Origin of the sequence: Colwellia hornerae (assembly GCF_007954355.1) — a bacterium.
GTDB lineage: Bacteria > Pseudomonadota > Gammaproteobacteria > Enterobacterales > Alteromonadaceae > Colwellia_A > Colwellia_A hornerae.
This window is the reverse complement of sequence record NZ_VOLR01000003.1, coordinates 100,847-115,342: the sequence shown is the minus strand read 5'-3', so window position 1 is coordinate 115,342 and position 14,496 is coordinate 100,847. Positions and strand designations below refer to the sequence as shown.

Below are 14,496 nucleotides of genomic sequence, written 5' to 3'. Positions count from 1 at the left end.
TATTTTTCAACGATTAATCAATAACTCGTCATTAACGAAGTTTTAATGTCGCTAAACCAATCAATACCAGTACTAATGAGATGATCCAAAAACGGACAATAACTCTTGGTTCAGGCCAGCCTTTTAATTCATAATGATGGTGAATAGGCGCCATACGGAAAATACGTTGACCACGTAATTTATAGGAACCGACCTGCAAAATAACTGACACGGTTTCCATCACAAAAACACCGCCCATAATGAATAAGACTAATTCTTGTCGAACTAAAACAGCGATAACACCCAAAGCTGCACCGAGTGATAAAGAACCAACATCGCCCATAAATACTTGTGCAGGGTAAGTGTTAAACCAGAGAAAACCTAAACCTGCACCAACAATAGCGGTGCAAACAATCACTAATTCACTCGCCATCGCAATATGGGGAATATTTAAATATTCAGAGAAGTTTGCGTGACCTGTCATGTAGGCAAAAATAGCAAAAGCACCGGCTACCATTATCGTTGGCACTATCGCTAAGCCATCTAAACCATCAGTTAAATTAACCGCGTTACTAGTACCGACAATAACAAAGTAGGTCATACCAACGTAGAAAATACCCAGTTGAGGTAAGACATCTTTAACGAACGGAATAAGTAAGCTTGTTTCTTCAGGGCTTTGAGCTAGAGAATATAAAAACAAAGCTGTCGCTAGACCGGCAACGGTTTGCCAAAAGTATTTCCAACGCGCAATTAAACCATTAGGGTCTTTGCGAATAACTTTTCGATAATCGTCAACAAAACCTATCAGACCAAAACTGCTAATAACAAAAAGCACCACCCAAACATAGGTATTACCTAAATCTGCCCATAATAAAACACTGACCATGATAGCCGCTAAAATTAACAGCCCACCCATAGTCGGCGTGCCTGATTTTACCAAATGGCTTTCGGGGCCATCATCGCGAACTACCTGACCCACTTGCATATTTTGCAAGAAACGGATCAGTTTAGGACCAAAATACAAAGATATAATTAACGCCGTTAATGTACTTACAATGGCGCGAAATGTTAGGTAAGAAAAAACATTAAAAAAACTGTAATACTGTGTTAAATATTCACTTAACCAAACTAGCATGAGCTTATTCCCGATGATTTATGTTCTAAAGTTGACGAAGAGAGCTCAGCATTTTTATGCCAGTTAATAATATCTTGCACTACATTTTCCATACGGGCACTACGTGACCCTTTCACTAAAATAGAAATCGCTTGTTGCTCATTTTCCAACAAGGATATTAAGCAACGCATTAACGACGCTCTGTCACTAAAATGTTGGCCATTAAAAGCATCGGCTGAGCTTTGACTCAACACACCCAGCGTAAGTAAATCATCAATTTTACATTGTTTAGCATACTCGCCAACTTCATGATGATAACCACGAGCTTGTGCGCCCAATTCGCCCATATCACCAAGGATAAGGATACGTCGACCGGCATAACTAGCCAGTAAATCGCTAGCTGCTTTTATTGATTCAACATTGGCGTTATAAGTATCATCAATTAATTTAAAGGTGGCTGTTAACTGATGTAAATTTAATCGCCCTTTTACCGGTGACATTTCAGCCAAGCCCAAACGAATATCATCAAGGCTGGCACCAAACTCTAAAGCAATCGTTGCTGCAGCAACCGCATTACAGACATTATGTTTACCCGGCACCGTTAATTCGATAGATGTATTGCCGTGGTAGCTATTTAAGGTAAAGCTGGCACAACCACTATCATCAAGTACAACATCACTTGAGAAACAGTCAGCGGTTTGTTCGCAAGAGAAAGTTTTCACTTTTTTGTCGACCAAACGCCATTGCCACTTATTAGCAAATTTACAATCTTGGTTATATAGCGCAACGCCATTACTGCTTAAGCCTTCAAAAATTTCACCTTTAGCGCGAGCAACACCACATAAATCGCCAAAGCCTTCTAAATGAGCCGCCGCAATATTATTGATAATCGCCACATCTGGCCTGACTAATGCTGAGGTATAAGCTATTTCACCGATATGATTTGCACCCAACTCAACAACAGCAAAATCATGTTGTGGCTCAAGGCGCAATAAGGTTAGTGGCACACCAATGTCGTTATTAAAGTTCCCTTGTGTTGCTAATACCTTGCCTATACGCGATAAAATTGCCGCTACCATTTCTTTTACTGTCGTTTTACCGCTACTTCCGGTAATGGCAACCGTTTTAGGAGCAACTTTTTCTTTCACATAAGCGGCTATTTTACCCAAGGCTTTATGGGTATCTTCAACAATAATTTGAGGAATACTCAGTTGACAATCATGTTCGACAATAACGGCTGCACAGCCTAATTCAATGACCTGATTCAAAAAACGATGCGCATCAAAATTTGGGCCCTTGAGCGCAAGAAATAACTCACCTTTTGCTAATGCTCGGCTATCGGTATTAATACTATCAATAGAGATGTTTTTTCCAACAAGCTTGCCATCAACGGCTAAAGCAATGTCAGCTAAGCATAATGGGATCATAGAATTGCTCCGGCAGTGTTACTTTGTTGTTGGTAACCGTCATAAATGGCTTTAACCAATTCACGTTCGTTATAATTAATTTTTTCATTAGCCACTATGATGTAGTCTTCATGGCCTTTACCGGCAAGTAGAACCATGTCATCAGGTTTAGCTTTTGCCAACGTAGCTTTGATCGCGGCTTCTCGGTCAAGTAAAATGGTGACTTTTGCTGGTAAAAGACAACCCACTAGCATATCGGCAACAATATCTTCAGCTTTTTCTGTTCTTGGATTATCGGTAGTAAATACCAGATGATCCGCACCATTTTCTGCTGCTAGCGCCATTAATGGTCGCTTGCCTTTGTCTCTGTCTCCGCCACAACCAAACACCACCCATAACTCACCTTTACAATGGTGGCGACAGGCATGTAATGCACTGACTAATGCATCGGGAGTATGAGCATAGTCAACAATAGTGGTCGCTTTATTATTGGCTTTAAATGTTTCCATACGGCCAACAATAGGCGTTAAGGCTTTAACCGCTAACGCGATATCATTTAATGAAATATTTTTGCTGATCAGTACAGCAATAGCAGCGAGTAAATTTTCAATATTGAAATCGCCCATCAGTGCGCTGTCAATTTCTTGCTGACCAAGATGGGTATTCAAGATGAATTGAACACCACTAACATTGGTTTTAATCTCACTGGCTTGGGCATAAGCTGAAAATTGAGTAACCGTGACCGATTTACCATAAACGATAATAGTTTGCTTATTCGGCCAATGTGCTAGCCACTGTTTACCTTGCTCGTCATCACCATTGATAATGGCTATTTGCTTAGTATCATGACTAAAAATCTTATATTTAGCGTTGGCATAGTTTGCCATGGTTTGATGGTAATCAAGGTGGTCACGGGTCAAATTGGTGAATACAGCAATATCAAGTAAATCTGCAACTACCCGTCGCTGTTCGAGCGCATGAGAAGATATTTCCATAGCAACATTTTTACAATGATCAGCAGAGAATTCCGCCATCAACTGATGCAGCTGCGTTGCCGCCGGCGTGGTATTTTCAACGGTTAGTAGTGATTCAATTTGTCCGGCGCCATTGGTGCCAATAACCGCCGTTCTTTGTTGGCAGCTCGCTAATAATTTTGAGATTATTTGACTAGTACTGGTTTTACCATTGGTGCCGGTAATACCTATCATTGTCATACTGTTTTGTGGATTTTGATAATACGCTTTAGCAAATGAAAATAACTGTTCGTTAAGTTGATAAAAATAAACTTGTGCTATTTTTTTACCTGAATTTTTTGTCGATAAATAAACAATTTCGCCGTGTTGACTGGCAAGGCTGCATTCAGCAATGATTAATCCACACTCTAATGAAACGGCTTGGCTAATAAAGTCATTACCATTTTGCTGATGGCCAATAACTGCACAAAAAACATCACCCGCTTTGACTTTACGGGTATCATTAACTAAGTCACCCAAGTTAAGTGGAAAATTAGCCTGTTCAGCCAATGCGGGTAACGGCAAATCAAACTGTTTAAAAATGTCAAACAATTGTGCTTGGCTCAATGAAAAAGCAACTTTAGGCATCAGCTTGCTCCTGTTTTACTTTCATTGTTGGCTGTTCTTCACTTACCACAGGTCTAACATCAGCAACACGTTTTGCATCTGGGGCAATATTTAATACCCGCAATGCACCTTTCATCACCCTTGAAAAAACAGGAGCAGCAACTTCACCACCATGGTATAAATCGCCGCCAGGTTCATTAATAACCACAACTACCACAATTTCAGGATTAGAAATGGGTGCAATGCCAGCAAACAAGCCAACATATTCGTTACCATACCCACCCGCAAAAGCTTTAATTGCGGTGCCGGTTTTACCACCAACGCGGTAACCTTCTACCTTAGCATTTGGGGTATGTTCATTAACTACATTTTCTAACATACCAACGACTTGCTCACTCGATTGCTCTGAAAAAATCCGAACATCTCGAAGCGGAATAGTATCAAGGGTATCTTTTTTAATAATCGTGAGCGGCTTTTTAATACCGCCATTAGCTAAGGTTGAATAAAAACGTGCCAGTTGAAGTGGAGTCGCCGCGACACCATGTCCCCAAGATAAAGTCGCTAATTCAAATTTCGACCAACGTTGGCGATCATGCATGATACCTGAGCTTTCACCAACTAAACCGACCCCCGTTTCTTCGCCAAAGCCAGCATCAAAGAATTTATTAAGTAAAAATTCTTTCGGTACTGAGAGCGCTAATTTGGTGGTGCCCATATTTGAAGAATTCACCAAAATATCAGTAATACTTAATTTGCCACGATTAATAGGATCGCTTACTCTGCGGCCACCTAAGCGCATCCAACCTGGACTGGTATCAATAATACTATCGGCCTTTACTGAACCAAATTCTAAAGCGGTTATTGCGGTTAAAGGCTTTAAGGTTGAACCCGGTTCATAAAAATCGGTGATCGCACGATTTCGAAAACGATGGATCGCTGTATTTCGACGGTTATTAGGATTATAAGATGGGCTATTTACCAGCGCTAAAATTTCGCCAGTATGAGCATTAGTCACAACGACTGAGCCTGATGTCGCTTTAAATGCTTTTACCGCGCCTTTTAATTCTTTGTAAGCGATGGCTTGAATACGTTGGTCAATACTCAAAACGATATCTTTGGGTTGAGTAGACGCTTGTTCAGACAGTATCTCTATTTTACGGCCCTTAGCATCTTTACGGTATTGTTTCTCACCATCAGTACCGGTGAGTAATTGATCGTAAACGCGTTCAACACCCTCAATACCTTTGTCATCTACATTGGTAAAGCCAACAACATGAGCGCTTATTTCTCCTGAGGGATAAAAGCGTTTTGACTCTTTACGTAAATGAATACCGGGTATTTTTAATTCTTTAATGTATTTAGCCATTGCTGGCGATACTTTTCGTTCGACATAGACGAAGCGTTTACTGGGATTTTTAACAATGCGTGAAGTTAGCTTGTTAACATTACGGCCTAAAACATCAGCAAGTGCTTGCCAATGTTCCTTCATTGCTAGGGCATTATTTTCCATGATGATTTTAGGATCAGCCCACACTGTTTCAACGGGCACACTGATTGCGAGTTCACGACCATTACGGTCGACAATTGAACCACGTTGTACCGTATGAGCAGCAGTACGTAATGAGCGCATATCCCCTTGTTTTTTCAACATGTCGGGCTCAATGATTTGAATATATGCGCTGCGAGCCAACAAACCTGCATAAACAAGCACTATTAGGCCGACCACAACGTAAAAACGCCATGCCACCGAAATTTGCTGTTTATCTATTTGTTTCTTCACTAACTTGCTCATTGTTGAATGATGACTTCCGAATTTATATTCGGTCTTTTCATCTGTAATAATTTTCTAGCTTTGCTTTCTATCGTACTGTGCTCAGCTAGGCTGTTTTGCTCTAACAATAAATTACGCCACTCAATATCTAATTCATCTCGTTCTGTTAATAATATTTCCAAACCACTAGTGGTTTGGCGATTTAAATGGGTAAAGTAAATCACCGAAAATGCCGAAATAACCACCATCATTAACAACAAATATATAAATATATGTCGCTGAATGTCGTACCAAACTGCTAGTGGCAGCGCCATTTTCGAGTTTGCCATAACTATATCAGCCGCATTAAAGCGGTAATCTCATTGCAACCCTCATCACTGAGCTTCGTGAACGTTTATTTTCTTCAACTTCGCTTTCACTGGGTTTTAGTCTTCGACCAACAAGCTCTAGTTTTTTACCTTTATTCAATTCGGCTTCACTGATCGGTAAGCCACGAGGCACTTTTTTACCTTGCGAGTGTTTTTTCATAAACTGTTTAACAAGACGGTCTTCTAAAGAATGAAAGCTAATAACCACTAAACGACCATTTTCAGCAAGTACCGATAGTGATGCCGCAAGCACTTTTTCAATTTGCTCTAATTCACTATTAATATATATGCGGATCGCTTGGAAACTGCGTGTCGCCGGGTGCTTTTTAATTTCGCGTTGTGGTGCCGTCGTTTGAATAATTTTGGCTAACTGACTAGTACGGGTATAAGGGCTTTCTTCACGTGTATCGACAATAGCGTTGGCAATTCGCCACGCATGTTTTTCTTCACCAAAGGTACGTAGCACCCAAGTAATATCTTCAACATCAGCCACAGCTATCCATTGTGCCGCAGTTTGTCCACGCGAAGTATCCATACGCATATCTAATGGGCCGTCATTCATAAAGCTAAAGCCACGTTCAGCTTCATCGAGCTGTGGCGAAGACACGCCAAGGTCAAGAAGAATACCGTCGACTTTGCCAAGTAACTCATGCTTTTCAGCAATATTTTGTAAGTCGGCGAAACCTTCATGTTCGATAGTGAATCGAGCATCGTCAGCAAATTTTTCTGCTGCTTTAATCGCCGTAAGATCTCGGTCAATGGCAATAAGTCGGCCATTTTCAGAGAGTTGAGAAAGTATAAGCGCTGAATGGCCGCCTCGACCAAACGTGCAGTCGATATAGGTACCATCAGGGTTAATTGCGAGTCCGGTCACTGCTTCGTCAAGCAATACCGAGATATGTGAATTATCTAATTTCATTTTGGGTAACACCATGTTACTGAATACCAAGTGATCAATTCGGTATCGGGTTATTAACTATTTTTAGTCTTATTTTTGCTATTTACAGTGATAAGTCTAACAAGCGGTCAGTCAGTTCAATTTCACCCGACTGAATTTGGCTAATGCCTTTTTGCATTTGCGCTTGCCAGGCATTTTCACTCCAAATTTCAAATTTCTTTAATTGTCCTACCAGCATCACACTTTTTTCTAAATTGGCATGTAAACGCAACGGACCATTAATTAATAAGCGACCACTCTTATCAATTTCACAATCAGAAGCATTACCTAAAAGCACTTGCTGTAACAATCGTTCTTGTGGGTTCATACTTGACAAACTACACAATTTTAATTCTATCTCTTCCCATTCAGGAAGCGGGTAAAGTAGTAGGCAGGGGTGTTGAATATCAACGGTACAGACCATTTTTCCTTGGCAATCAGCAAATAGCTCTTCGCGGTACTTGGTTGGTACCGTGATTCGATTTTTACTGTCGAGCGTAATTGCGCTAGTGCCTCTAAACATAATCCTGCTTTATTATTTTAGTAATCCTTTAAGATCCACTAATTCCCACTTATTCCCACATTGATACAGTTTAGTGAGAAAAGTAAAGTCATGTCAAGCAAAGATTGGTATAAATGATCTGGCCGAATGCCAATAAAATTAAGGCTTTGAGCAAAGTTGATGAATTTGTGGGGTTTTGTGGATCCTTGCCCCAGAATATGCGTTAAAATTAATTTTTTAGCTGTTTTTAAAGAAAAGATGAGCGGTTAGCGCCCACTTACTTGATACCAACGAATCTTATTATTAACGACTAAATAACAAAAAAAATTCAACTCGCTTGCTCAAAGATAAGTAACTAAGGTCTTAGCAAAAAAGCACTCAGCCCGACAAGACAACTGAATACCCAAGATTAATGAGCGCCTTCGATGGTTATCGACGACACTGATGCATACTGAGCAAAGGTAGAATAAAGCGTAAAATAAATTGAGCTTTACAGAAACAAAATTAACTCACCAAGATTAACTGTTGTGTTGTTGAAGGTGTTTTTCTGTGAGGAATGTTATCGCTGCTGCCGATAAATTTTTATTGGAAATATAACTGCGCCCTTGCGCGTGTTTTATTAACCAACCCAGTTGGGTACTTTCAATTAATTGCACGTCTGACCACAATAACGTCAAGCTCGCATAAAATGATTTACTGACAATGCCGTGTTCATCAATCGTTAAATCAACATTACCTTTGGCGGCTTTACTCAACATTTGTCGCATCACCCACCACGGTTTTTGGTAATACGTACTGACGGCTTCTAGAATACCTAAAGCGAAAACAAACCAAGCAGCATAGGGATTCATTTCTGTAAACAGTACTAACAACATTCCGGCAACGGTTAAAGCAATTGATTTTTTATAAGCACTGATTGAAGTAACGATGACAACAGATTCGCTAAAACATTCTTGAAAATGGGCTTTGTCTAGTTCGTAGGTTGTAGAGTAGGTAAAAGGCTCTGGCATAAAAATAAGAAACTCAGGTAAAATAATAATGTTATTTTACCTGAGTTTCTTACAAATGATGCAGTAAATAGTGATTAAAAGTTGCTGTTACCTAATCTTCATCATTGGCTGTTGGAATAACAACGTCTTCAATATTACTTTCTTCGGCGATCATACCCACTTCGACACGATCAACGCGTTGTAAACCTCGTGGTAATTTATTGCCACGGCGGCCACGTTCGCCACGATAGTGTTCAACATCACTGGCTTTTAAAGTTAACTTACGTTTACCCGCATGCAATGTTACCGAACTTTCTGCTGAAATAACGTTAAGTATTGAAACAAATTCTTCGCGACTTTTTGCTCTCGCTGCAGAAATATTAATAATTTTATTACCTTTACCTTTACTCAGTACCGGTAAGTCTTTAACTGGAAATACCAGCATTCGACCTTCAGACGTAATGGCAAGCACCAACATATTATCAATATTAGCAATAGGTAATGGCGTATTCACCTTAGCATTTACTGGTACGCTTAATAGTGCTTTACCATTTTTATTACGACTGATCATGTCAGAAAACTTACCAACAAAACCATAGCCAGCATCACTACTCAGTAAGTATTTACTTTCATCACTCGCCATTAAACTGGTGACAAAAGTTTCTCCTGTCGATAGGCTAAAACGGCCACTTAACGGTTCACCTTGGCTTCGTGCTGTTGGTAACGTATGTGCGTCAGTGGTATAAGCACGGCCAGTTGAGTCAATAAAGACCACAGGATTATTGCTTCGCCCTTTTGAAGAACACAGATAACTATCGCCCGATTTATAACTGAGCGCTTCAGGTTCAATATCATGACCTTTCGCGCAACGTGCCCAACCTTTGTGAGAAACAACAACGGTAACAGCTTCACTGGGGACTAAGTCTTTTTCAGAAAGTGCCTTTGCTTCACTACGTTCAATGAGAACAGAACGACGATCGTCACCATATTTTTCAGCGGCTTCTTGAATTTCTTTTTTCATTAGCGTGTTCATTCGCGCTGTTGAGTTTAATATTTTTTCAAGGTATTGACGTTCTATATTAAGCTCTGCTTGCTCTGCTCTTATTTTAATTTCTTCAAGTTTAGCAAGTTGGCGAAGTTTAATTTCTAAAATTGATTCCGCTTGGCGTTCTGATAAATCAAAACGAGAAATAAGTTCTTCTTTGGGCTTATCAAAGTTTCGAATAATTTCGATAACTTCATCAATATTTAAATAGGCGATCAATAAACCGTCTAATAAATGTAAACGAGCTAACACTTTGTCGAGACGATACTGCAAGCGACGGCGCACAGTTTCACGACGATATTCAAGCCATTCAGCTAAAATTACCCGCAAGTCTTTTACCGCAGGTTTATTATTCAAACCAATCATGTTTAAGTTAACACGGTAACTTTTTTCTAAATCGGTACTGGCAAACAAGTGATTCATTAATTGTTCAATATCGACACGATTAGAACGAGGTATAACCACTAGTCGGGTTGGATTTTCATGATCAGACTCGTCACGCAAATCAACCACCATAGGTAATTTTTTCGCATTCATTTGCCCAGCAATTTGTTCGAGTATTTTGCCGCCAGAAGCTTGATGAGGTAGAGCGGTAATAACAATATCACCCTGCACAACCTCATAAATGGCACGCATTTTAATGCTGCCCTTACCGGTACGATATATTTTTTCAATATCGGCTTTAGGCGTAATTATTTCAGCGTCGGTTGGGTAGTCAGGACCTTTGACATACTCAAGTAAATCACTAATTTCCGCTTTAGGTTGTTCAATTAAATGCACACATGCATTAGCCACTTCACGAACGTTATGAGGTGGAATATCGGTAGCCATACCAACGGCAATACCCGTAATACCATTTAAGAGTATATGAGGTAAACGAGCAGGTAAGGTTTTAGGTTCATTCATGGTGCCGTCAAAGTTTGGTGTCCAATCGACGGTACCTTGACCTAATTCGGCTAATAAAACTTCACTAAAACGTGATAAGCGTGACTCGGTATAACGCATAGCAGCGAAAGATTTCGGATCGTCGGGCGCACCCCAGTTTCCTTGTCCATCAACCAGCGGATATCGATATGAAAACGGCTGAGCCATTAATACCATAGCTTCATAACAAGCAGAGTCGCCATGAGGATGGAATTTACCCAGTACATCACCAACAGTACGCGCTGATTTTTTATATTTTGCGTTGGCAGATAAGCCTAATTCAGACATCGCATAGACAATACGTCTTTGTACTGGCTTCAAGCCATCACCGATATGTGGTAAAGCTCGATCCATGATCACGTACATCGAATAGTTTAAATAAGACTCTTCGGTAAATTGTCGAAGTGGTCGCTGTTCAATACCTTCGAGGCTAAAATTAAGCGCGTCTGACATGAATTAATTCCTGAATTGTCACCCTGTTAGGGAGTAGCCCTAGCCGTGACTTTGGTTATTATTTTTAGAGTAAATTTGGCTAGACTCTAGCTTATATGATTATATAGCAGTTGCCAATCAAGATGCACCTTTGACAGTCTATTTTGAATGACAATGGGTAGGCAAGGTAGGAAAACACTTATTGACCAAAACCTGTAAATTAGTCGTTATAATTTTGGCTTTCATCATTAAATTGATAGACACGGTTGCGTCCATTAGCTTTTGCATAATACATGGCTATATCAGCGGCATTAAGTAAAGCATCAAAGTTTGGCTCTACTTGCTCTAAACAAGCGACACCAATACAAACCGTAAGTTGTTCTTTAATATTAAATTCAGACCAGTCTTTGCTGGCCACTTTCTCACGCAAGCGCTCTGCTATTGCCTTAGCTTCTGCACAGCCTACCCCTGGTAATATACCGGCAAATTCTTCACCACCTAATCGGGCAAAAAGATCGCGAGAACGCATAGTTTCACTGCCTAGTTCTGCAATTATTATAATGACTTCATCACCAATATCATGACCATAATTATCATTTATATTTTTGAAAAAATCTATATCTAGTAAAATGACGCTTAGGCTCTGTTTTTCATTAACAGCAATATCAACTGATTCAGCACCTTTTTCAAATAAAGTACGTCGGTTGTATAAGTTAGTTAAACTGTCTACTTTTGCTAAATATTTTAATTTTTTTCTGACCTTTATTTGTCTTAATAGAAGTATAAAGAAAACAATAACAGTAATGACTAAAATTAAAATATTACGTTGTTGAGCAAATTTTTTATTTTCTGCTGCAATAATTTTTAAACGTTTAATTTTATTTTGATTGGCTAGTAACTCATTTTGCTTAATTTTTTGATCGGTTGCATAAGTTATATTAAGCTCTTTAACCTTATCAGCTCGGGTTCCTTCAAAATATTGGTAACCATTCCTTATATATTTTTTCTTATAATCGAACGCTTGCTTAAAGTCACCCAAAGCAGAAAACGAGCGAGCAAAAATCAGATTCACTTCTGAAAACTCAGGTAAATAAAGCTGTTTTTCAGGAATTTCATCGCGTAAGTTTAATGTTTTCTCAAGCCAAGCAATAGCCTGTTTATCTTGTTGAGCGTGGTGTTCAATTAAACCGTGTATCAAAAATATTAAATACTGTTCTGCGGCATTAAAGGTTGAGTTGATTTCTTCTAATTGTAATAAAACACCTGTAACTTGCACGGTGTTTTTTTGATCGTTTTGTTGTACCAGGGATAACAAAGACAAAATACGAGCATTAATTGGCAGCGGTACTTTATTGTTTAAAATGTTTTCTGGCTCAGCGGATGCCTTGACACTATTATTGTTTTGAGCAGCTAACTCGTCGTCAGCCGAATAAGCTTGCACTACTGAAGGAAAAGCTAAACTTGCCAAGTAAAAACCCACGAAGACCCACAATGATATATGAGAAAAAGAGCAAGGTTTCATTAAAAACACACCTTATTTCTACCTAAATTTTTTGCTTGATACATATTAATATCCGCATCTTTTATTAGTTGAGCAAAACTTGTAGTACTTCCTTTTTGGTAAGAAGATATACCAATACTGACGGTAACCCCCGACAGTTTTTTATATGGCCACACTTTATTTTCAATACTCAAACGTAATCGCTCAGCCAGATCGTAAGCATTTTGTGGCGAGGTGTTTGGTAATAAAGAAATAAATTCTTCGCCACCAAAACGTCCAAAACAATCACTTTCACGCATAATATGGTTGGCTAAGTCTGCAATATCTTTAAGTATTTTGTCTCCGATATTATGTCCAAAACTATCATTTATGCTCTTAAAATTATCAACATCAAGCATCAGTATACTAAAACATTCTTGCTGTTTATCTGCTCGAGCAAACATTTGCTCGCCCAACTCTATTAAATGTCGGCGGTTAGCCACACCTGTTAAATCATCAACTTGGCTGATTCGAACAAAATGTTTTTGACTTTGTAACATTTTAAGTAAAAACCAAGCCAGTATTAATATCACCATACCAACAAATATAATCAATGAATGTAAATTTTCTTCATAATAAGTCACATCGTTGAGTTGCATTATTTGAACAGACTTTTCCTGTTCGAGAATTTTGTTCTTTAAGTCTGCTTGTTTACTTTCAAAGCTTAGTCGTAACTCTTCAATTTTTTCCATGTTTGTATTTTCTTGATCTTTAAACAAACGCGTTAAAAATTGAGACTGTTTATCATATGCTTGCTGATATCTTTGCGTTTTATAGTAAATTTCAGACTGTAAATACATCAAGTGGTAATTTGAAATCGTATTTTTAGTCTGACTATTTTGCCCTAATATTTTTTCAGCAATAGCTAAACTGTCAAGCGCTTCATCATATCGTTCCATTGCTTCAAGTACGTATGCTTTATTGACGTTAAAAAATAGTAAGGCATTATGTTGTTGCACACCTTTTAAGTATTGTTCAGCGAGCGTAATATATTGATAGGCAACGTCTAAGTCGGGCTCTTTTTTCTTAGCGTGCGACATAGATAAGCGAGTATAAGCACCACCTATAACTTCATTGTTACTAAACTTATTAGCACTGGCTATCACTTCTTCAAATAACTGGATCGCTTTTTCATATCGGCTTTGATCCATATAGTTTACTGCAATGTTTTGTAAACTATTTAGCGCATAAAGTTCCATACCCGCTTTTTTATAATGTTCGTAAGACGCTTGGTAAAATTTTATCGATTTTTTAGGCTTATACATATAAGAGTATAAAATACCCAGCTCGCTGTTAACCGAACCTTTAAGTTCGTCATTATCTAGAGTATTAGCGATAACCAGCGCATTATTTAGCATAGTCAACGACTTTTCATATTGTTCAGTCAGGTAATAAATAGCACCTAGGTTTATAAAACCATCGGCAATAAATTTTTTAGCATCTAAGGATTCAGCAACTTCCAAACCATTCAAATAGTTCTCAACAGCGCCACTAGCATCACCTAAACTTTCTAAAGAAAAGCCACGTAAGTATGAAAGTTGTGAAATCAAGATAGTGGGGCTAGTTAAATGTTGTGCTATTTTTAACCCTTGCGATGCAGCGCTATGCGCCGATTTATATTGAGAGGCTTCAATATAAATTTCTGCCAGTACTTGGTAATACTTTACCTGGTTTCTAACGGTTAACGCATTGATATTTGTTTGATAAGAATCTAACAACGCAAGTGCATCGGTAATATTAGTATTTTGTAATTTTTCAACACGTTCAACAAAAAAGATAAAGTCACGATTGGTTGTGCCATCATCTGCAAATGTTTGCGTGGTTATCAATAAAGCGCTTAACAGAGACCAAAAAATCAAGGTAACTTGTTTGTAACGTTTTTTTAACAAATTCAACCTCTTATTTATAG

Annotated in this window: 11 protein-coding genes; all 11 read right to left on the bottom strand. The window is 38.7% G+C overall.

The window, feature by feature from the left end:
* Positions 1 to 31: 31 nt before the first annotated feature.
* The 11 genes from mraY to ESZ26_RS02735 all read right to left on the bottom strand — a co-directional run bounded on the left by mraY (position 32) and on the right by ESZ26_RS02735 (position 14,476).
* Positions 32 to 1,114 carry a phospho-N-acetylmuramoyl-pentapeptide-transferase gene (gene mraY, locus ESZ26_RS02785; RefSeq protein ID WP_146797877.1) on the bottom strand — a complete coding sequence of 361 codons (1,083 nt, stop codon included), beginning with the start codon at positions 1,112 to 1,114 and terminating at the stop codon, positions 32 to 34.
* Positions 1,108 to 2,520 carry a UDP-N-acetylmuramoyl-tripeptide--D-alanyl-D-alanine ligase gene (locus tag ESZ26_RS02780; protein WP_146797879.1) on the bottom strand — a complete coding sequence of 471 codons (1,413 nt, stop codon included), beginning with the start codon at positions 2,518 to 2,520 and terminating at the stop codon, positions 1,108 to 1,110. Before ESZ26_RS02780 ends, mraY begins: the two co-directional genes overlap by 7 nt.
* Entirely contained in the window at positions 2,517 to 4,100 is a 1,584-nt protein-coding gene (locus ESZ26_RS02775) for a UDP-N-acetylmuramoyl-L-alanyl-D-glutamate--2,6-diaminopimelate ligase (protein WP_146797881.1), read from the bottom strand. Before ESZ26_RS02775 ends, ESZ26_RS02780 begins: the two co-directional genes overlap by 4 nt.
* Positions 4,093 to 5,871 carry a penicillin-binding transpeptidase domain-containing protein gene (locus ESZ26_RS02770; RefSeq protein WP_146797883.1) on the bottom strand — a complete coding sequence of 593 codons (1,779 nt, stop codon included), beginning with the start codon at positions 5,869 to 5,871 and terminating at the stop codon, positions 4,093 to 4,095. Before ESZ26_RS02770 ends, ESZ26_RS02775 begins: the two co-directional genes overlap by 8 nt.
* Positions 5,868 to 6,179 carry a cell division protein FtsL gene (gene ftsL / locus ESZ26_RS02765; RefSeq protein ID WP_223271537.1) on the bottom strand — a complete coding sequence of 104 codons (312 nt, stop codon included), beginning with the start codon at positions 6,177 to 6,179 and terminating at the stop codon, positions 5,868 to 5,870. Before ftsL ends, ESZ26_RS02770 begins: the two co-directional genes overlap by 4 nt.
* Before the next feature lie 16 nt (positions 6,180 to 6,195).
* Positions 6,196 to 7,137, bottom strand: coding sequence for a 16S rRNA (cytosine(1402)-N(4))-methyltransferase RsmH (gene rsmH / locus ESZ26_RS02760; protein ID WP_146797885.1), 942 nt, complete (start codon positions 7,135 to 7,137; stop codon positions 6,196 to 6,198).
* Between the two features lie 82 nt (positions 7,138 to 7,219).
* Entirely contained in the window at positions 7,220 to 7,678 is a 459-nt protein-coding gene (gene mraZ, locus ESZ26_RS02755; protein ID WP_146797887.1) for a division/cell wall cluster transcriptional repressor MraZ, read from the bottom strand.
* A 497-nt stretch (positions 7,679 to 8,175) separates the two neighbouring features.
* Complete coding sequence (locus tag ESZ26_RS02750; protein WP_146797889.1) at positions 8,176 to 8,667, bottom strand: YcxB family protein; 492 nt, start codon at positions 8,665 to 8,667, stop codon at positions 8,176 to 8,178.
* 91 nt (positions 8,668 to 8,758) lie between these two features.
* The gene (gene parC, locus ESZ26_RS02745; protein ID WP_146797891.1) at positions 8,759 to 11,068 is read right to left on the bottom strand and encodes a DNA topoisomerase IV subunit A; all 2,310 of its coding nucleotides are present in this window, start codon (positions 11,066 to 11,068) and stop codon (positions 8,759 to 8,761) included.
* A gap of 199 nt (positions 11,069 to 11,267) precedes the next feature.
* Positions 11,268 to 12,569, bottom strand: a complete 1,302-nt coding sequence (locus ESZ26_RS02740) for a GGDEF domain-containing protein (RefSeq protein ID WP_146797893.1) — start codon at positions 12,567 to 12,569, stop codon at positions 11,268 to 11,270.
* Positions 12,569 to 14,476, bottom strand: coding sequence for a GGDEF domain-containing protein (locus ESZ26_RS02735; protein WP_170246291.1), 1,908 nt, complete (start codon positions 14,474 to 14,476; stop codon positions 12,569 to 12,571). Before ESZ26_RS02735 ends, ESZ26_RS02740 begins: the two co-directional genes overlap by 1 nt.
* Positions 14,477 to 14,496 lie beyond the last annotated feature (20 nt).